The organism is Variovorax sp. WS11 (genome assembly GCF_010499245.1).
GTDB lineage: Bacteria > Pseudomonadota > Gammaproteobacteria > Burkholderiales > Burkholderiaceae_C > Variovorax.
Genome location: NZ_JAAGOW010000001.1, coordinates 1,553,872 through 1,571,090, shown reverse-complemented (window position 1 = coordinate 1,571,090; position 17,219 = coordinate 1,553,872). Strand labels below are relative to the sequence as shown.

The window sequence follows — 17,219 nt, the reverse complement described above, 5'->3', positions numbered from 1 at the left end:
CATGGCCGAGATCCGCATCCGCCACCTGCACAAGCGCTTCAGCGACTTCGTCGCCGTGCGCGACTCCACGCTGACGCTGGAAGACGGCAAGTTCGTCGTCCTGCTCGGCCCCTCGGGCTGCGGCAAGACGACCACGCTGCGCATGCTCGCGGGCCTCGAGTTCCCGACCTCCGGCTCCATCACGCTGGCCGGCCAGGACGTGACCTACCTGCGCCCGCGCGAACGCGACATCGCGATGGTGTTCCAGCTCTTCGCGCTCTACCCGCACCTGGGCGTGCGCGGCAACCTCGAGTTCCCCCTGCGCAACGAAGGACTCCCGCGCGCCGAGATCGACCGCCGCGTGGCCGACGTGGCCGCCATCCTGCGCATCGAGCACCTGCTGGGCGCGCGCGTGGGCGGGCTCTCGGGCGGCGACCGGCAGCGCGTCGCGCTGGGCCGCGCCATCGTGCGCCAGCCCCAGGCCTTCCTGATGGACGAGCCGCTGGGCACGCTCGATGCCGAGTTCCGCGAGCTGATGTGCGTGGAGCTGCGCAAGCTGCACGCACGCCTCGCCACCACCACCGTCTTCGTCACCCACGACCAGAACGAGGCGATGGCGCTGGCCGATCACATCGTGGTGATGGACCGCGGCGAGATCCTGCAGTCCGACACGCCGGGCGGCATCTACAACGCGCCGAGCTGCATGTTCGTGGCGCGCTTCATCGGCCGGCCGCCGATGAACTTCCTGCCCGTCGCCGGCGCGGTGCGTGCAGGAGACGTAGCGGTGTCGCTGGCCGGCGTGCGCGTGGCGGTGCCGCGCACCCAGGCCGATGCGGCCGCCGCCGTGCTCGGCGTGCGGCCGGAGCATGTGCGCATGGGCGCGCAGGGGGAGGGGTTGGCCGCCGAGGTGCGCCACGTCGAGTATTTCGGCTCGCACTGGATCGCCGAGCTCGCCACCGCGGCCGGCACGCTGAAGGCGGTGGTCCACAAATCGCAGCGCCCGGTGCCGGGGGAGCGCGTCGCCGTGGCCTTCGACACCGCGCGCGTGGTGCTGTTCGACGCCGCCACCGAGCAGCTGCTCGCCAGCGCCGACAAGCGCCAACACGCTGAGGGACCGTGCCATGGCCAGCATTGAACTGAGTGGTGTGAGCCGCGCCTTCGGCGAGGTCAAGGCCGTGAGCGAGCTGAGCCTGCACGTCGCCGACGGCGAATTCCTGGTGCTGCTGGGCCCGAGCGGCGCGGGCAAGACCACCACGCTGCGCCTCGTCGCCGGCCTGGAGCGGCCTGACGCCGGGTGCATCCGCATGGACGGCCGGGACGTCACCGACAGTCTCCCTGCAAGCCGCGACTGCGCCTTCGTCTTCCAGCAGTATTCGCTCTACCCGCACCTGAGCGTGTTCGACAACCTCGCCTTTCCCCTGCGATCGCCCCTGCGGCGCAGCGAACCGGCCGAGGTCAGGCGCCGCGTGGAGGAGGTGGCGGCCCTGCTGCACATCGAGGCCAAGCTCGCGCGCCGCGCCACCGAGCTCTCGGGCGGCGAGATGCAGCGCGTGGCGATCGGCCGCGCACTGGTGCGCCGGCCGCGCGTGTTCCTGATGGACGAGCCGCTGTCCTCGCTCGACGCCCAGCTGCGCGAGGAGCTGCGCGTCGAGCTGCGCCGGCTCCAGCGCAGCACCGGCGCCACCGTGATCTACGTGACCCACGACCACGTGGAGGCCACCACCATGGCCGATCGCATCGGCATCCTCGAGCGCGGCGTGCTGCAGCAGCTCGGCACGCCGCTCGAGGTCTACGGCGATCCGCGTACCTTGCCGGTGGCGCAGCGCCTGGGCTCGCCGGCCATCAACGTGCTGCCGGCGCAGTGGTTCGAGGGCCGTATGCCTGCCGGCACCGCACATGTGGCGATCCGGCCGGAGGACGTGCGGCTGTCGCCCGAGGGCGAGGCCGCGGGCTTCCGCGTCATCGAGTGTTCGCTGGTGAAGCACCAGCTGGTGGCCGAGCGGCAGGGCGTCGAGGTGCACGCGCGCGTGATGCTCGACCAGCCGCTCGCGCCGGGATCGCCGGCGCGCTTCGGCTTTCCGGCCGAGCGCTGTCTTTTCTTCGACGCTGCCGGTCGCCGCCTGGCGGGCGCAGCACATCCGGGAGGCCTATGAAGACGCAACACATCATCGAGGCGGTGGAGGCCGTGCAGGCGGCCATCCTCGCCAACGAGAGCCAGATCGAGTCGCTGGACCGCGCCATCGGCGACGGCGATCACTTCATCAACGTGCGGCGCGGCTGTGAGGTGCTGATGGGCCTGCGCGGCGAGATCGCGCCGCTGCCGCCGGGCGAGGCCTTCGGCAAGATCGGCATGAAATTGCTGTCCACCATCGGCGGCGCCTCGGGGCCCCTCATCTCGAGCTTCTTCATCGCGATGGGCAAGAGCCTGGCCGGCATCGCCGAGCCCGACCGGGTGCAGTTCGCCGCCGCCTTCGCCGTCGGCGTCGAGGCCATCAAGAGCCGCGGCAAGGCCGACCTGGGCGAGAAGACCATGCTCGACGTGCTGATCCCGGTGTCGCGGCTGCTGCAGCGCCTGGCCGAGCAGGGCGCGCCGCTGCCCGCGCTGTGCGGGCAGCTCGCGGCCGAGGCGCATCGCAACATGCTCGCCACACGCGACATGACCGCCACCAAGGGGCGTGCCTCCTTCCTCGGCGAACGCGCCATCGGGCACATCGACCCCGGATCGAAGACCTGCGAGGTCGCCATCGCCGCGGTCTGCGACACCCTCAAGGAGCCGGCATGAAGAAGTTCGTCAACGAGGTGGATTCGATGCTGCGCGAGTCCCTGAGCGGCCTGATCGAGGCGCACCCGCAGCTGTTGCGTGTCGAGTTCGAGCCCACCTTCGTTGCCCGGCGCGAGCGTGCCCCGAACAAGGTGGCGCTGATCTCCGGCGGCGGCTCGGGCCACGAGCCGCTGCATGCCGGCTTCGTCGGCCGCGGCATGCTCGACGCGGCCTGCCCGGGTCAGGTCTTCACCAGTCCCACGCCCGACCAGATGTTGGCCGCAGCGGCCGCGGCCGACACGGGCCGGGGCGTGCTCTTCATCGTCAAGAACTACGCCGGCGACGGCATGAACTTCCAGATGGCGGCCGAGATGCTGGAGACGGAGAACGCCACCGTGCTGGTCAACGACGACGTGGCGGTCGAGAACTCCACCCACACCACTGGCCGCCGCGGCGTGGCGGGCACGCTGGTGGTCGAGAAGATGGTCGGTGCGCTGGCCGAGCAGGGCGCGGCGCTGGCCGAGTGCAAGGCGCTGGGCGACCGCGTGAACGCGGCGACCGCCTCGATGGGCGTGGCCTTCACCAGCTGTACGGTGCCGGCGGCGGGGCGGCCCACCTTCGACATCGGGCCCGACGAGATCGAGATCGGCGTCGGCATCCACGGCGAGCCGGGCCGCCGGCGCGCGGTCCACATGCCGGCCGACGAGATCGTGCGCACGCTGCTGGACGCGATCCTGGGCGACCTGAAGCCGCAGCGCGGCCGGCAGCTGCTGCTGCACGTCAACGGCTTCGGCGGCACGCCCCTGATGGAGCTCTACCTCCTGCACCACGCGGCCAACCGGCGCCTGAAGGCCGAGGGGCTGGCGCCGGTGCGCTCGCTGGTGGGCAACTACACCACTTCGCTGGAGATGGCCGGAGCCTCGCTGACCGTGACCTTGCTGGACGACGACCTGTTGGCGCTGTGGGATGCCCCGGTGCATACGGCGGCGCTGCGCTGGTAAGCGGCGTTCGACCGCACGGGCGCACGAAAGCCGGTTCGCGCAATGCCGTACCGGCGCAGCCTCTACGTTGTCGCAGCCTGCGCGGCGATGGTGTCGTAGAACTCCATGAAGTCCACGACCTTGCCGTTGCGAAGGCGATGCACGTCGGCCTTGGGCGACCTCATGATCTTGCCGGTGCCGCGGTGCTTCCATTCGCAGCTGCCCAGCATCACGACGCGATCGCCCTGGGCGATGAATTCGTCCGCGTTGTAGCTGAGCAGTTCCCAGTCCTTGCCCAGCTCCTGGAAATAGTTCTGCACTTCGTCCTTCGAGCGGCAGGCCCGGGTGAATTCCATGCCGGCAGCGCCTGCGGCCAGCGAGCGCCACTGCACGTCGTCCGAGAGCAGCGCCATCCAGCAGGAGACGCCCTCGCAGTCGGCCTTGGACTGGTTCCAGAACGCATAGCCCTTCTTGAGCAGCGCCACGTTGTTGCTCTCTTCTTCGGTCATGAGTGCCTCCGGTTCTACGGTTCTTCTTCCACGGAAAAGCGGACCGCGTCGCCCTGCGGCCGCCAGCGACTGAGGATCCGCGCATCTTGCGCCGGCTTCGGCGGAATCCGCAATCGGCCTTTGGACAGATGCCGCCGCGCTGCCTACTCGCTTGCACGCCGGCCGACGCGCGCAGGTGGATATGTCGCAGGCAGGCCACTGAAGGCCGTGCTCTTTTGCACGCTTTGCCCGCTTCCGTGCATTCCGGACGCGTGGCGTGACTTCCGCCACTTCCGCGCGCCGCCGTGCGGGCGTTCAATGACCTGACCCGCCTTCCATCCGAGGCTCCTCATGTTCACTACCCTGTTGAGCTCCTGCATCCGCATCTGGCGCCGGTCCCCGAGACGGCGCCAGCGCCTGTCCGTCTTCGCACAGGCGCACGGCCAGACCATGCTGTTGGACTGCCAGCGGCATCCGCGCGGCTGGTCGGGGGTGGTGAAGATCCGCGAGGCCTCCCAGGAGCGCGTCGTCCATGTTTGCACCGAGCTGCGCGCGACGGTCGACGATGCGCTGGGCGATGCCGAGAACGATGCGCAGCGGCTGGTGCTGATGTTCGTGCAGTGAGGACTCGCGATGGTCGTTTTATCAACTCGTGTAATGTTGTGCTCTTGTGGGAACTCAGCTTCAGGCCATGAGCAAGGCATTCACCAAAGAGAACGATGCGGACGACGACGATGACGGCGCCGCCGGCATTCCACCGCTGCCCGCCGGGGGCAAGAACTACATCACGCCGCAGGGCTATGCGCGTCTTCGCGACGAGCTGCTCGAATTGATGGACGTCGAGCGGCCCAAGGTGGTCGAGGCCGTTCACTGGGCGGCCAAGAACGGCGACCGGTCCGAGAACGGCGACTATCTCTACGGCAAGAAGCGCTTGCGCGAGATCGACCGGCGCATCCGCTTCCTGACCAAACGGCTCGAAGTGGCCGAGGTGACGGACCCCTCGGTCCACCATGGCCGCGACCAGATCTTCTTCGGTGCCACCGTCCGCTACGCAGACGAGACCGGCGACGAGCGTGAGCTGACCATCATGGGCATCGACGAGGCCGAGAGCGCACAGGGCCAGGTGAGCTGGATCTCCCCGATCGCCAGGGCCCTGCTCAAGGCGCGCGAAGGCGACGTGGTCAAGCTGGCGACGCCCGGGGGCGTGCACGAGATCGAGGTGTTGTCGGTGAGCTATCCGCCGCCGTCGCCCGCGGCGGGCTGACGCTCAGGGCGCCGGAACGGTCCGCGCGGCGGCAAGTACTGAGGGGGTGCGCCGCGCCGCCCGCAGCACGGCCTCGAGGTGGGTGCGGTCGCGCACCGCGATCACGAAGCGCAGGTCGGTGGAGTCCTGCGGCGTCTCATCGGCCATCTCCACGTGGGTGATGTCGGCTTCGGCATCCGCCAGCGTGGCGGCGACGCGTGCCAGCACGCCCTTGTCGTTGCGCACGGTGATCACGACGCCGGTCTCGAAGGGCCGCACCGGTTCGTCCGCCCATTCGACGGCGAAGAAGCGTTCGCTGTCCTTGTGCCGCAGGCGCTGGCCGACGCCGCAAGCGTCGGTGTGCACCACCAGGCCTTCGCCGTGGCCGAGGTAGCCCACGATCGGGTCGTCGGGAATGGGTCGGCAGCACAGCGCGAAGCGTACCGAGGAGTTCTCGCTGCCGTCCAGCGTGACGGCACCTTGCGAGACGGCCTCGTGCGCGGTGAAGCGCTCGCGGCTCAGCATCAGCGCATCGGGCTTCTCGCCGCGTTCCGCCAGCAGCGCCATCAGCCGCTTGGCAACGATGGTCGCGATCCGCTTGCCCAGGCCGATGTCGGTCAGCAATTCGGAGCGGCTGCGGTTCCCGGTGAAGCGCAGCAGCTTCTCCCAGATCTGCTGGTGCTCCTCGTTGTCTTCCGGCAGGTTGCCGAGGCCCTCGGCGCGCAGCGCCTGCGCCAGCAGCTTTTCGCCCAGGCCTTCCGACTCGGCATGCGCGAGGGTCTTGAGGTAGTGGCGGATCTTCGAGCGCGCGCGGCCGGTGCGCACGAAGCCCAGCCAGGCCGGGTTGGGCGTCGAGACCGGTGCCGTGATGACCTCCACCACATCGCCGTTCTTGAGCTCGGTGCGCAGCGGGACCTGGTCGCCGTTGATGCGCGCAGCCGAGGTGTGATCGCCGATGTTGCTGTGGATGGCATAGGCGAAATCGACCACCGTCGCGCCGCGCGGCAGCGCCAGGATCTGGCTCTTGGGCGTGAAGACGTAGACCGCGTCGGGGAAGAGGTCGACTTTGACGTGGTCCCAGAACTCGGCGGCGTCGCGCGTCTCGTCCTGGATGTCGAGCAGGGACTGCAGCCACTTGGTGCCCAGGCGGTCGCCGGTTGCCGCGCTCGGCTCGGCCGCCTTGTAGAGCCAGTGGGCGGCCACGCCGGACTCGGCGACCACGTGCATTGCCTCGGTGCGCAGCTGGAACTCGACGCTCACGCCGGCCGGCCCCACCAGCGTGGTGTGCAGCGACTGATATCCGTTGAGCTTGGCGATCGCGATGTGGTCCTTGAACTTGCCCGGCAGGGGCTTGTACATCTGGTGCAGGATGCCCAGCCCGGTGTAGCAGGCGATCACTGTCGGCACGATCAGCCGGAAGCCGTAGATGTCGGTCACCTGGGCGAAGCTCAGGTGTTTTTCTTCCATCTTGCGGTAGATGGAGTAGAGCGTCTTCTCGCGGCCCGCGATGCGCACGCTCATGCCGGCCCCGGCGAAGGCGATTTCCAGTTCCTGCTGTACCTTCTGGATCAGGTCGCGGCGCCGGCCGCGGGCCTTGGCGACGGCCTTCGCGAGAATCGCGTAGCGCCAGGGCCGCAGGTGGCGGAAGGACAGGTCCTGCAGTTCGCGGTAAGTCTGGTTGAGCCCGAGCCGATGCGCGATCGGTGCGTAGATCTCGAGGGTTTCGCGCGAGATGCGGGCCCATTTCTCGCGCGGCGCGTCCTCGAGCGTGCGCATGTTGTGCGTGCGGTCCGCCAGCTTGACCAGGATGACGCGCACGTCGCGCGCCATCGCCAGCAGCATCTTGCGAAAGGACTCGGCCTGGTTCTCCTCGCGCGTGTTGAAGCGCAGCTTGTCCAGCTTGGTGAGGCCATCGACCAGTTCCGCCACCGGGGCGCCGAAGCGCTCGATCAGCTCCGATTTGGTGACGCCGCAATCCTCGATCGCATCGTGCAGCAGGGCAGCCATCAGCGCCTGCGCGTCGAGCTTCCACTCCGCGCACTGCGCGGCCACTGCGATCGGGTGGGTGATGTAGGGCTCGCCGCTGTTGCGCAACTGGCCCAGGTGGGCCTCGTCGGCGAAGCGGTAGGCGCGGCGCACCTGCTCCACATCCTCGGCGCTCAGGTAGTCGAGGCGATCCGTCAGCGCGGCGAAGCTGGCGGCAGCCGCGTTCAGCGCCGCCGGACTCGGCCGGGGCGTGCCTTTGGGGGCACCGGACTGGGACTTGACAACCGCGCTCATGCTTGTCACTTTAGCTTGGCGGCTGGCTCGATGTGTTTGTGCAACAAAAAAGCACCGCGTCGCGGTGCTTCTTTGTTGCAGGTGTGCGTCAGCTCAACCGGGGACCTTCTTGAGCATTTCGAGGCCGATCTTGCCTTCCGCGATCTCGCGCAGAGCCGTGACGCCCGGCTTGTTCTTGCTCTCGATCTTCGGTGCGTGGCCCTGGCTCAGCATGCGCGCACGATAGGTGGCGGCCAGCACGAGCTCGAAGCGGTTCGGGATCTTTTGCAGGCAATCTTCGACGGTGATACGGGCCATGGTGGTCTTTCGGCTTACAGGCGGGGAGGGGTCAGGGAATGTTCAGCGCGGCGAAGGTGTCGGCCCGCGCCCGGCGCTGTGCGGAGTACCGGAGCCGCTGAGCGTGGACAATCGCCTTCAGGTCGAAAAGTGCGCGCTCAAATAACTCGTTGATTATAACGAAGTCGAATTCGTTGGCGCGTGCCATCTCTTCCGCGGCGTTCTGCAGCCGCAGCTCGATGACCTCTGCGCTGTCCTCGCCGCGCCGTTCGAGCCGGGATCGCAGTTCTTCCCAGCTCGGCGGCAGGATGAAGATCGTCACCGCGTTGGCGAAGGTCTTGCGGATCTGGATCGCGCCCTGGAAATCGATCTCCAGGATGACGTCCGCGCCCTTGGCGATGCGGTCCTCGATGGCCTTCTTCGAGGTGCCGTAGCGCTGTCCATGCACATGCGCCCATTCGACGAAGGCGTCGGCGGCGACCATCGCGTCGAATTCCGCATGGGGAACGAAGAAGTATTCGCGGCCGTGCTTCTCCTGGCCGCGCGGCGGGCGCGTGGTATGCGACACCGAGGGCTGGACCGCGGAGTCGAGCTCCATCAAGGCCTTGACCAGGCTCGACTTGCCGGCGCCGCTCGGCGCGGCCACCACGAAGATATTGCCGGGGTAATCCATTCGCGCGTTCCCTGTTTCCCTGTTATTCGATGTTCTGCACCTGCTCGCGCATCTGTTCGATGAGCACCTTCATGTCCACGCCGATGCGGGTGAGCTCGAGCGTCGCCGACTTGGAGCCCAGCGTGTTGGCTTCGCGATGCAGTTCCTGGATCAGGAAGTCGAGCCGCTTGCCGATCTCGCCGCCCTTCTTGACCAGCCGCTCGATCTCGTCTAGGTGCGAGCCCAGGCGCGTGAGCTCTTCCGCGACATCGATGCGGATCGCGAAGGCGGTGGCTTCGGCCAGCGCGCGGTCCTGCGCCGCCTCCGGCGGGGTGCCGCCGCTCGCGCCCAGTGCTTCCTGCCAGCGTTCGAGGAAGCGGTTGCGCTGCTGCTCGACCAACTGGGGGACCAGCGGCAGCGCCTGCGCCACCAGGGCGCGCAGCTGGGCCAGGTGGTCCTGCAGCATCTTGGCCAGGCGTGCGCCTTCGCGTTCGCGCGAGGTCATCAAGCCCTTGAGCGTCTTTGCCGCCAACTCGGAAAGTTCTGGGCCCCAGTCGCTCCTGGCGCTGGTGTCGCCGGCCGCCAGGCGCAGTACGTCGGCCACGCTGAGCTCGCGGGCCGTGGGCAGCCAGGCGCGGATGCTGTCCTGCAGCCCGTTGAGCCGTTGCAGCAGCTTGGTCGAGGGCTCGCCGATGCCGCCCGCGGCGCCGCTCTCGATCGCAGCGCGCAGCTCGACCTTGCCGCGCTTGAGCTGCCCGGTCAGCAGCTCCCGCAGCACGGGCTCGTGCTGGCGCAGCTCTTCGGGGAGCTTGAATGTGAGGTCGAGAAAGCGGCTGTTGACCGAGCGGATCTCGACTCCGAGCCGGCCCGCGCCGACGGTTCGCGGCTCGGCATCCGGGTGACCGCTGCCCGCGGCGCTCTGGCCGCTGGCATAGCCGGTCATGCTGTAAACTGGCATCGCGCCTCGCTCTTGAATTGGTGTGCACGCCCCGAGACAACGGCACCGCCTTCGCTTGCCGCACCTCCGCCTTCGGGCGAAACTCCCGGATTATGTCAAAGGTCAAACCTTCGCCCTTGCTGCCCGACACGGTCATTGGCGGTTATCGCGTCGTGCGTCGCATCTCCGCTGGTGGATTCGGTGTGGTTTATCTTGCCGTCGACCACAGCGGTCAGCAGGTCGCGATCAAGGAATACCTTCCCTCCTCGCTGGCCACGCGCGGCACCGGCGAACTCTGCCCCCAGGTGCCACCCGAGAAGCTATCGCTCTATCGCCTGGGGCTCAAGAGCTTCTTCGAAGAAGGGCGCTCGCTCGCTCAGATCTCGCATGCGTCGGTGGTCAGCGTGCTCAACTTCTTCCGGGAGAACGAGACCGTCTACATGGTCATGAACTACCTGGAGGGCGCCACCCTGCAGGACTTCATCGTGACTGCGCGCGACCTCAAGAAGCAGAAGGTCTTCCGCGAATCCACCATCCGCTCGCTGTTCGACGAGATCCTGCGCGGGCTGCGCATCGTGCACCAGCACAAGATGCTGCACCTGGACATCAAGCCCGCAAACATCTTCGTGACCGATGACGACCGCGCGGTGATGATCGACTTCGGCGCCGCGCGCGAAGTGCTCTCCAAGGAAGGCAACTTCATCCGCCCGATGTACACGCCCGGCTTCGCGGCTCCCGAGATGTACCGCCGCGATTCGTCGATGGGCCCGTGGACCGACATCTACGCCATCGGCGCCTGCATCTACGCCTGCATGCAGGGCTATCCCCCCAACGACGCGCCTCAGCGCATCGAGAAAGACCGGCTCGGCCTGTCGCTGTCGCGCCTGCGCGGCATCTATTCCGACAACCTGATCGAGGTGGTCGAGTGGTGCATGTCGCTCGACCCGCTGTCGCGCCCGCAGTCCGTCTTCGCGCTCCAGAAGGAGCTCAGCCGCGAGGGCGAGCGCCGCTACACCAAGCTCACCGTGAGCGAGAAGGTGCGGCTGTCGATCGACAACATGCGCTCTTTCGAGAAAAAAGGCCTACCCAAAGCGGCGGCTCCGACAACGCGACCGGCATGAAATTCTCCGTCTTCCAAGTCAGCCGCAAGGGCGGTCGTCTCAAGAACGAAGACCGCATGGGCTACTGCTACACGCGCGAGTCGGGCCTTTTCGTGCTGGCCGACGGCATGGGTGGGCATCCCGAAGGCGAGGTGGCCGCCCAGCTGGCGCTGCAGACCATTGCGGCGCTCTATCAGCGCGAGGCGCGGCCGGTGGTGAAGGATGTGAAGGCCTTCCTCACGGCGTCCGTGATGGCCGCACACCAGCAGATCATGCGCTACGCCGGCAACAAGGGCATGCTCGATACGCCCCGCACGACGGTGGTGGCGGCTGTCCTGCAAGGCACCACTGCGACCTGGATCCATTGCGGCGACTCCCGGCTTTACGTGATTCGCGACGGCGAGATGCTGATGCGCACGCGCGACCATTCGCATGCCGAGCGGCCGCGGCCCGGCGGCGCGACGGGCGCGGACGTCGTCAACCGCAACCTGCTGCTGACCTGCCTCGGCTCGCCCACCACGCCCCTGTTCGACATCTCCCCCCCGCTGCAGCTGCAGCGCGGCGATCGCATCATGCTGTGCTCCGACGGCCTGTGGAGCGTGCTGGACGAGAGCCTGATCGTGCGCACGCTGTCCTCCGGCAAGCCGGTGTCGGACGCCGCGCCCGATCTCGCCGAGATGGCCTTGCGCAACGGCGGCACCCACAGCGACAACGTGACGCTGATCGCGCTCGAATGGGAAACGCCGGACGCGCCGGGCCAGACCCGCGGCGTGTCCACCGACAGCATCAGCGATGGCGTCTTCGCCTCCACCATCCAGGCGGGCATGCCCTCCGACAGCGAGCTCGACGACCTCGACGAGGACGCCATCGAGCGCTCGATCGCCGAGATCAACGAAGCCATCAAGCGCTCCTCTGCCGCGCGCAAGTCCTGATCCTTCTTCTTTTTCTTGGGTTGACATGACAGTTTTCGTACGAAGCGGCGACCGTGCCGCCGACCAGCTGCGTCCCGTTCGCATCACGCGCGGCTTCACCATCCATGCCGAGGGCTCGGTGCTGATCGAGTTCGGGCAGACGCGCGTGCTCTGCACCGCCTCGGTCGAGGAGAAGGTGCCGCCGCACAAGCGCGGCAGCGGCGAGGGCTGGGTCACGGCCGAGTACGGCATGCTCCCGCGCGCCACCCACACGCGCAGCGACCGCGAGGCCGCACGCGGCAAGCAGAGCGGCCGCACGCAGGAGATCCAGCGTCTCATCGGCCGCTCGATGCGCGCCGTCTTCGACCTGGCTGCCCTCGGCGAGCGCACCATCCACCTCGACTGCGACGTGCTCCAGGCCGACGGCGGTACCCGCACCGCGGCCATCACCGGTGCCTTCGTCGCGGCGCAGGATGCGGTCAACACGCTGCTGGCGGCCGGCACTCTCGCGGCTTCGCCGATCCGGGGCCATGTGGCCGCGGTTTCCGTCGGCATCGTGCAAGGCACGCCGCTGCTCGACCTCGAGTACGTCGAAGATTCCGCCTGCGACACCGACATGAACGTGGTGATGACCGGCGCCGGGCATTTCGTGGAAGTGCAGGGCACGGCCGAAGGGGCCGCCTTCTCGCGCGAAGAGATGAATGCGCTGCTGCTGCTGGCCGAGAAGGGCATCGCCGAGCTCACGGCTCTGCAGGCGCAGGCGCTGGCCGGCTGATGGAGCGACGACGTCGATGAAGCTGGTCCTGGCCTCCAACAACGCCGGCAAGCTCGCCGAGCTGCAGCAGTTGTTTGCGCCGCTCGACATTGCGCTGGTGCGCCAGGCGGAGCTCGGCGTCGGCGAGGCAGATGAGCCCTTCTTCACCTTCGTCGAGAACGCGCTGGCCAAGGCGCGGCACGCCGCGGCGGCCACCGGCCTGCCGGCGATCGCCGACGATGCGGGCCTCTGCGTCGAGGCCTTCGGCGGCCTGCCCGGCGTGGCCACCGCCTACTACGCCACGCGCTTCGGCTACGAGAAGGGCGACGCCAACAACGTGCGCGCACTGCTCGAGCAGATGGCTGGGATCGACAATCGCCGTGCCGCGCTGGTCAGCACGCTGGTGGCGCTGCGCAGCCCCGAGGACCCGGAACCGCTGATCGCCGTCGGCCGCGCCGCCGGCCAGATCACCCGCGAGCCGATCGGCGAGAACGGCTTCGGCTTCGACCCGGTGATGTGGCTGCCGCAGTTCGGCAAGACCTTCGCCCAACTGCCGCCCGAGCTGAAGAACGCCCACAGCCATCGGGGCCAGGCAGCGCGCGCGATGCTGGCCCTGATGCGGGAGCGCTGGCTGTGAGCCTTGCCATCCCGATCGCCGACGAGCGTGCACAGGTGCGCGGCGACGGCGCGGAGCGGGCGAACGACGTGCTGCACTGGATGCGCCCCGGCCCGCTGCAGCTGTCGGCGTTGCCGCCGCTCTCGCTCTACGTGCATCTGCCCTGGTGCCTGCGCAAGTGCCCCTATTGCGACTTCAATTCGCACGAGTGGCGCAGCGATGGCGGCGAGGCGCCGCTGCCCGAGCAGCGCTACCTGGATGCGCTGATCGCCGACCTCGACGCGGCCCTGCCGCTCGTCTGGGGCCGCAGCGTGCACAGCGTCTTCATCGGCGGCGGCACCCCCAGCCTGTTCTCGCCGGCCTCCATCGACCGCCTGCTCGGCGACCTGCGGGCCCGGCTCAGGCTGGCGCCCGAATGCGAGATCACGCTGGAGGCCAATCCGGGCACCTTCGAGCGCGACCGCTTCCGCGGCTACCGCGCCGCCGGCGTCACCCGGCTGTCGGTCGGCGTGCAGAGCTTCAACGACGCGCATTTGAAGGCGCTCGGCCGGGTGCACGACCGTGCCCAGGCCATCGCGGCGGTCGAGGAAGCGGCGCAGGCCTTCGACACCTTCAACCTCGACCTGATGTACGCGCTGCCGGGCCAGACGCCCGACGAGCTCGACGCCGACCTGACGCAGGCGCTGGCGCTCGCGCCGCCGCATCTGTCGGTCTACCACCTGACCATCGAGCCCAACACGTATTTCGCCAAGTTCCCGCCGGTGGTGCCGGAGGATGACGTGGCCTACGCCATGCTCGACCGCATCACCGAGCGTACGGCGCAAAGCGGCCTGGAGCGCTACGAGGTCTCTGCCTATGCGCGGCCCGGCCACCACTGCGTCCACAACACCAACTACTGGCAGTTCGGCGACTACCTCGGCATCGGGGCCGGCGCGCACAGCAAGCTGAGCTTTGCGCATCGCGTCGTGCGGCAGGTGCGCTTTCGCGAGCCGCGCCTCTACATGGACAATGCGCTCGCCGCTCGCGCGGTCGCGCAGAGCGACGAGGTCGGCATTGCCGAGCTGCCTTTCGAATTCATGCTCAATGCGCTGCGCCTCAAGGAAGGCTTCACGCTGGCGCAGTTCGGCGAGCGCACCGGCCTGGCCATCACCGCCATCCAGCGCGGGCTCGAGGAAGCCGAGCGCAAGGGCCTGATCGAGCGCGATCTCGCACGCGTCTGGCCCACCGTCCGCGGCTTCGACTTCCTGAGTGACCTGCAGGCCATTTTTCTTTCCGACAGCTGAGACAATCAGCGCTGCCATGCCGACCCGAACCTTGCCGGAAGAAGAAGTCACCAAGCGCCGCTCGCGCGGACGGCCCAGCCCCGAACAGGCGGTGGCGCTGCGCGAAGCTTTCCTCGGCGCGGCGCTGAAATCCTTTCTCGAGCACGGCTATGCGGCCACCAGCATCGAAGCCATCGCGCGCGATGCAGGCGTGGCCAAGATCACGATCTACCGCCAGTTCGAGAACAAGGAAGCCCTGTTCCGCGAGGTCGTGCATCGCGCCGTCAGCAGTGCCCGCGAGACGATGCAAGCCACACTGGTGCGCTCCGGCGCCGACGAAAGGCAGGTGCTGCTGGACCTGGTCGAGCGCATGTACCTGAGCGCAACCGAAGCGCAGACCCTCGCGCTGCTGCGCCTGGTGATCGCCGAGGCCGTGCGCTTTCCGGAACTTGCGAAGTCGCTCTACGCCGAGAACAGCTATGTGCTCGCGCCGGTGGTCGAATACCTCGGCGAGGCGCATCGCAGCGGCACGTTGCACGTACCCGATGCCGAGCTGGCGGCGGTGCAACTCTCGACCCTGGCCTTCGGCGGCGTGCGCTTTTTCATCTCCAAGCCGCTGGCTGGTCCTGAGGAGCGCCGCGCCTGGGCCGAGGGCGTGGTCGATCTGGTGCTGCGGGGCTGGATGCCTGCGCCCGCGGGCACGGCAGGCGACGGCCAGGCACCGGACGCCAGCGACTAAAATCCCTCGGCGCTCGTGCAATGCGGGCGCGTTCCGGAGAGTTGGGTGAGTGGTTTAAACCAGCAGTCTTGAAAACTGCCGACGGGCAACCGTCCGTGAGTTCGAATCTCACACTCTCCGCCAATAGGCTCGTTTTTACGGCCGTTTTCAGGGTTGTTTGCCTACTAACCCCACTTTTTACCCCCTTTTTTTGTTTTGCACGGAGCTGGACGCCAATGCGCCGCGTTGCACCCTCCGGCGGTGGCGCCTTGGCCCAAGCCCAACAGCGCCCCGGCACCCCTTCGCGCCCGGTAACCACCCGCGCTCCCAGCCCGCGGCCCCGGGGCTAAGCCCCGCCGGTACGGTCGCCCAGCGGCCTCACCGTGGGCCCCGGCGGGGCCCCAGCGCCTTGCCGCCCCTTGCTGCCGCCCCCGCGATCGCATGAAAGTTCTGATTTCGCATTGTGGTATATTAAACCCGGGTAAAGCACGCCGGCACCAGCCAGGCAAGCCGCTGCCCGCCTGCAGCTGCAGCGTGCCTGCAGCTGCCGCAGCCGCAAGGTGCGCCGGATTTGCCGGTAGCACCTGCGGCTGTTTTTCTTTCCGACCCACCGCATCCACGTAGCAAATCGCTTGCGCATCCGAAGAGGGCACAGGCGAGCTGCCGCATGGGCGCTTCCTTTCCTGGAGCTCTTATGACCTATCTATTCCGTGTTCTCCTCAAGCCCAAGGGCCCTCCGCTCTTTCAGCTGGGCCGGCTGGTGGCGACGCCAGGCGCCATCGAGTTGATGGTGCTCACCGAGACAAGCCCGCTCGAACTGGCGGCCATGCACGTTGCCGGCGACTGGGGCGAGTGCGATCCCGAAGATGCCCAAACCAACAACGAAGCCGTGAAGCATGGCGCCCGCGTCATGTCTGTCTACCGGTTGCCGCTTATCAAGAAAGATCAAGCCGAAGGGACCGGCGAGGGCGCGGCGCCAGATGGCCCGATAGCGATCGAAGATGACCGCATATGGGTCATCACCGAGGCTGACCGCAGCGTCACAACCTTCTTACTGCCCGAGGAGTACTGAGCAATGTCGATCGAATGCCTACCTACGTGTCCGCCTCACGGCAGCACGAGTAACAGCAGTGCGCGGCACACGAAGGACAGTCGGATCAAAGCCTCGCTCCTTGGCCAAGTGAGGGCTCATGAGCTCGTGGGCAGGGATGTGGAGGGCCTTGGCCAGCACTTCGATGTTGTCGACGGAAATGTTGCGAATCCCTTGTTCGAGACTGCTGATGAACGTCCTGTCCAACCCAGATTCGAGCGCCAGACGGTCCTGCGACAAGCCCAGCTGAATGCGCGCCATACGCACATTTGTAGCGAACACCAACCGAAGACTTCTACCGGGCGTTTTACCGGCGCGAGGACCAACCATTGCACACATGGTCCGTTTTTGATGGATTTGAAGCCACGGTGTTTGAATATCATTAGCGTTGCGCCGTTTTCCAGCCGAGCGGCTCCCGCCGACGAGGCCCAAGCAACTTGGTGTCGCCTAAATGGATACTCAAACACATCATTAAGAGGGTTCATGAACTTTCTCAAGCACGCAATGAGCACTGCCAATGTCAGCTTCCGTCGAGTTCTCTTGGGCAGTGCGCTGAGTGTGTGCACGCCGTTTGTGCAAGCGGCTGCTGCAGGACACTACGCTGGCACGCTCACCTGTGGCCCGTCGTTGGCCGGGCCGCCAGAAGCAGCGTTCATTGCTCCCGCGGCCGTCAAGGTCGAGGGGGACACGGCGACTTGGACACGCGAGACGCCGAGCATGCGCGAGGTGGTGCCCGTTTCGTTGGTCAACGACACCGCTGTGCTCGATGGCTTCGGGGGCAGTGTTTCAGCTGCGACCCGTCAGGGTTTCTGGGATTGGAGAGTTCGTGGACGACTGACGTTCTCCCCCGGCGGCGTTGTAGGTCCGGTTGAGCTACTGAGCAAAGATGGCAACACGGTTCAACGGCGATGTAGCTTCGCCACGGCTCCGCTTCCGGCCGCGCGGTCAGCGACGGTCAAGCCGTCGGCGCCGGCCGCGCTGCCATCGGCCTCTTCAGCCACAACTGCGCCGGCTCCAATGCTTGCCCCCGCGCAGGCGCCTGCCGCTGCCGTCGTCCTCCCGCCAGTTTCACCGACGATCCAACGCCCTGATGACTCGGGCTCGGCAACGCTGCGCGAGGGAGAACTGCGTCAACGTGAGGAAGCTCTGGCGCAGCGCGAGCGATCCTTGGT

Annotated in this window: 19 protein-coding genes and 1 tRNA gene; 14 read left to right on the top strand and 6 right to left on the bottom strand. The window is 67.5% G+C overall.

The features are described from left to right. Position 1 precedes the first annotated feature (1 nt). From GXN78_RS07955 to dhaK, 4 genes are read left to right on the top strand one after another with little or no spacing between them, the layout of a single operon-like run. On the top strand, positions 2-1,114 hold the full coding sequence (locus GXN78_RS07955; protein ID WP_106555896.1) for an ABC transporter ATP-binding protein: 1,113 nt from the start codon (positions 2-4) through the stop codon (positions 1,112-1,114). Further along, positions 1,101-2,132: an ABC transporter ATP-binding protein gene (locus GXN78_RS07950; protein ID WP_106555895.1), complete on the top strand. Its 1,032-nt coding sequence runs from the start codon at positions 1,101-1,103 to the stop codon at positions 2,130-2,132. The genes GXN78_RS07955 and GXN78_RS07950 overlap by 14 nt, the downstream gene beginning before the upstream one ends. After that, positions 2,129-2,761, top strand: coding sequence for a dihydroxyacetone kinase subunit DhaL (dhaL, locus tag GXN78_RS07945; RefSeq protein WP_106555894.1), 633 nt, complete (start codon positions 2,129-2,131; stop codon positions 2,759-2,761). Before GXN78_RS07950 ends, dhaL begins: the two co-directional genes overlap by 4 nt. Further along, positions 2,758-3,741, top strand: a complete 984-nt coding sequence (gene dhaK / locus GXN78_RS07940; protein WP_106555893.1) for a dihydroxyacetone kinase subunit DhaK — start codon at positions 2,758-2,760, stop codon at positions 3,739-3,741. The genes dhaL and dhaK overlap by 4 nt, the downstream gene beginning before the upstream one ends. A 62-nt stretch (positions 3,742-3,803) precedes the next feature. Here dhaK and GXN78_RS07935 read toward each other — a convergent pair whose 3' ends face one another. Next, positions 3,804-4,229 (bottom strand): nuclear transport factor 2 family protein, encoded by a 426-nt coding sequence (locus GXN78_RS07935; protein ID WP_106555892.1) that lies wholly within the window; start codon positions 4,227-4,229, stop codon positions 3,804-3,806. Between the two features lie 330 nt (positions 4,230-4,559). Between GXN78_RS07935 and GXN78_RS07930 the strand changes: the two genes are divergently transcribed. Beyond that, on the top strand, positions 4,560-4,832 hold the full coding sequence (locus tag GXN78_RS07930) for a hypothetical protein (RefSeq protein ID WP_106555891.1): 273 nt from the start codon (positions 4,560-4,562) through the stop codon (positions 4,830-4,832). A 67-nt stretch (positions 4,833-4,899) separates the two neighbouring features. Beyond that, positions 4,900-5,472, top strand: coding sequence for a transcription elongation factor GreB (gene greB / locus GXN78_RS07925; RefSeq protein ID WP_106555890.1), 573 nt, complete (start codon positions 4,900-4,902; stop codon positions 5,470-5,472). A 3-nt stretch (positions 5,473-5,475) separates the two neighbouring features. Here greB and GXN78_RS07920 read toward each other — a convergent pair whose 3' ends face one another. The 4 genes from GXN78_RS07920 to GXN78_RS07905 form a co-directional block, all read right to left on the bottom strand. Then, a complete protein-coding gene (locus GXN78_RS07920; RefSeq protein WP_106555889.1) occupies positions 5,476-7,731 on the bottom strand; it encodes a bifunctional (p)ppGpp synthetase/guanosine-3',5'-bis(diphosphate) 3'-pyrophosphohydrolase in 2,256 nt (751 codons plus the stop codon). A gap of 93 nt (positions 7,732-7,824) precedes the next feature. Next, positions 7,825-8,028 carry a DNA-directed RNA polymerase subunit omega gene (rpoZ, locus tag GXN78_RS07915; protein ID WP_106555888.1) on the bottom strand — a complete coding sequence of 68 codons (204 nt, stop codon included), beginning with the start codon at positions 8,026-8,028 and terminating at the stop codon, positions 7,825-7,827. A gap of 31 nt (positions 8,029-8,059) precedes the next feature. Further along, positions 8,060-8,680 (bottom strand): guanylate kinase, encoded by a 621-nt coding sequence (gene gmk / locus GXN78_RS07910; protein WP_106555887.1) that lies wholly within the window; start codon positions 8,678-8,680, stop codon positions 8,060-8,062. 22 nt (positions 8,681-8,702) lie between these two features. Then, entirely contained in the window at positions 8,703-9,617 is a 915-nt protein-coding gene (locus GXN78_RS07905) for a YicC/YloC family endoribonuclease (protein WP_106555886.1), read from the bottom strand. A gap of 92 nt (positions 9,618-9,709) precedes the next feature. Here GXN78_RS07905 and GXN78_RS07900 point away from each other — a divergent pair, with 92 nt between their 5' ends. From GXN78_RS07900 to GXN78_RS07865, 8 genes are all read left to right on the top strand, one after another. Beyond that, complete coding sequence (locus GXN78_RS07900; protein WP_106555885.1) at positions 9,710-10,717, top strand: serine/threonine-protein kinase; 1,008 nt, start codon at positions 9,710-9,712, stop codon at positions 10,715-10,717. After that, the gene (locus GXN78_RS07895) at positions 10,714-11,628 is read left to right on the top strand and encodes a PP2C family serine/threonine-protein phosphatase (protein WP_106555884.1); all 915 of its coding nucleotides are present in this window, start codon (positions 10,714-10,716) and stop codon (positions 11,626-11,628) included. The genes GXN78_RS07900 and GXN78_RS07895 overlap by 4 nt, the downstream gene beginning before the upstream one ends. Before the next feature lie 25 nt (positions 11,629-11,653). Further along, on the top strand, positions 11,654-12,382 hold the full coding sequence (gene rph / locus GXN78_RS07890; protein ID WP_106555883.1) for a ribonuclease PH: 729 nt from the start codon (positions 11,654-11,656) through the stop codon (positions 12,380-12,382). 16 nt (positions 12,383-12,398) lie between these two features. Next, positions 12,399-12,998, top strand: coding sequence for an RdgB/HAM1 family non-canonical purine NTP pyrophosphatase (gene rdgB, locus GXN78_RS07885; RefSeq protein WP_106555882.1), 600 nt, complete (start codon positions 12,399-12,401; stop codon positions 12,996-12,998). An 80-nt stretch (positions 12,999-13,078) separates the two neighbouring features. Then, positions 13,079-14,260 carry a radical SAM family heme chaperone HemW gene (hemW, locus tag GXN78_RS07880; RefSeq protein ID WP_106555925.1) on the top strand — a complete coding sequence of 394 codons (1,182 nt, stop codon included), beginning with the start codon at positions 13,079-13,081 and terminating at the stop codon, positions 14,258-14,260. A gap of 16 nt (positions 14,261-14,276) precedes the next feature. Next, complete coding sequence (locus GXN78_RS07875; RefSeq protein WP_106555881.1) at positions 14,277-14,978, top strand: TetR/AcrR family transcriptional regulator; 702 nt, start codon at positions 14,277-14,279, stop codon at positions 14,976-14,978. A 35-nt stretch (positions 14,979-15,013) separates the two neighbouring features. After that, a tRNA-Ser gene (locus GXN78_RS07870) sits at positions 15,014-15,101 on the top strand. Positions 15,102-15,651: 550 nt separating this feature from the next. Beyond that, positions 15,652-16,029 (top strand): type I restriction endonuclease subunit M, encoded by a 378-nt coding sequence (locus GXN78_RS07865; protein ID WP_106555880.1) that lies wholly within the window; start codon positions 15,652-15,654, stop codon positions 16,027-16,029. 18 nt (positions 16,030-16,047) lie between these two features. On the opposite strand, the gene GXN78_RS07860 is transcribed toward GXN78_RS07865, so the two are convergent. Continuing rightward, entirely contained in the window at positions 16,048-16,377 is a 330-nt protein-coding gene (locus GXN78_RS07860) for a helix-turn-helix transcriptional regulator (protein ID WP_343231017.1), read from the bottom strand. Between the last annotated feature and the right edge of the window lie 842 nt (positions 16,378-17,219).

Excerpts from the sequence above, each read along its gene's own strand:
- dhaK (WP_106555893.1), top strand. The coding sequence starts at position 2,758 with ATGAAGAAGTTCGTCAACGAGGTGGATTCGATGCTGCGCGAGTCCCTG.
- GXN78_RS07900 (WP_106555885.1), top strand. The coding sequence starts at position 9,710 with ATGTCAAAGGTCAAACCTTCGCCCTTGCTGCCCGACACGGTCATTGGC.
- gmk (WP_106555887.1), bottom strand. The coding sequence starts at position 8,680 with ATGGATTACCCCGGCAATATCTTCGTGGTGGCCGCGCCGAGCGGCGCC.
- dhaL (WP_106555894.1), top strand. The coding sequence starts at position 2,129 with ATGAAGACGCAACACATCATCGAGGCGGTGGAGGCCGTGCAGGCGGCC.
- rdgB (WP_106555882.1), top strand. The coding sequence starts at position 12,399 with ATGAAGCTGGTCCTGGCCTCCAACAACGCCGGCAAGCTCGCCGAGCTG.
- hemW (WP_106555925.1), top strand. The coding sequence starts at position 13,079 with ATGCGCCCCGGCCCGCTGCAGCTGTCGGCGTTGCCGCCGCTCTCGCTC.
- greB (WP_106555890.1), top strand. The coding sequence starts at position 4,900 with ATGAGCAAGGCATTCACCAAAGAGAACGATGCGGACGACGACGATGAC.
- GXN78_RS07860 (WP_343231017.1), bottom strand. The coding sequence starts at position 16,377 with ATGGTTGGTCCTCGCGCCGGTAAAACGCCCGGTAGAAGTCTTCGGTTG.
- rpoZ (WP_106555888.1), bottom strand. The coding sequence starts at position 8,028 with ATGGCCCGTATCACCGTCGAAGATTGCCTGCAAAAGATCCCGAACCGC.
- GXN78_RS07930 (WP_106555891.1), top strand. The coding sequence starts at position 4,560 with ATGTTCACTACCCTGTTGAGCTCCTGCATCCGCATCTGGCGCCGGTCC.
- GXN78_RS07895 (WP_106555884.1), top strand. The coding sequence starts at position 10,714 with ATGAAATTCTCCGTCTTCCAAGTCAGCCGCAAGGGCGGTCGTCTCAAG.
- rph (WP_106555883.1), top strand. The coding sequence starts at position 11,654 with ATGACAGTTTTCGTACGAAGCGGCGACCGTGCCGCCGACCAGCTGCGT.
- GXN78_RS07865 (WP_106555880.1), top strand. The coding sequence starts at position 15,652 with ATGACCTATCTATTCCGTGTTCTCCTCAAGCCCAAGGGCCCTCCGCTC.
- GXN78_RS07875 (WP_106555881.1), top strand. The coding sequence starts at position 14,277 with ATGCCGACCCGAACCTTGCCGGAAGAAGAAGTCACCAAGCGCCGCTCG.
- GXN78_RS07920 (WP_106555889.1), bottom strand. The coding sequence starts at position 7,731 with ATGAGCGCGGTTGTCAAGTCCCAGTCCGGTGCCCCCAAAGGCACGCCC.
- GXN78_RS07950 (WP_106555895.1), top strand. The coding sequence starts at position 1,101 with ATGGCCAGCATTGAACTGAGTGGTGTGAGCCGCGCCTTCGGCGAGGTC.
- GXN78_RS07905 (WP_106555886.1), bottom strand. The coding sequence starts at position 9,617 with ATGCCAGTTTACAGCATGACCGGCTATGCCAGCGGCCAGAGCGCCGCG.
- GXN78_RS07955 (WP_106555896.1), top strand. The coding sequence starts at position 2 with ATGGCCGAGATCCGCATCCGCCACCTGCACAAGCGCTTCAGCGACTTC.
- GXN78_RS07935 (WP_106555892.1), bottom strand. The coding sequence starts at position 4,229 with ATGACCGAAGAAGAGAGCAACAACGTGGCGCTGCTCAAGAAGGGCTAT.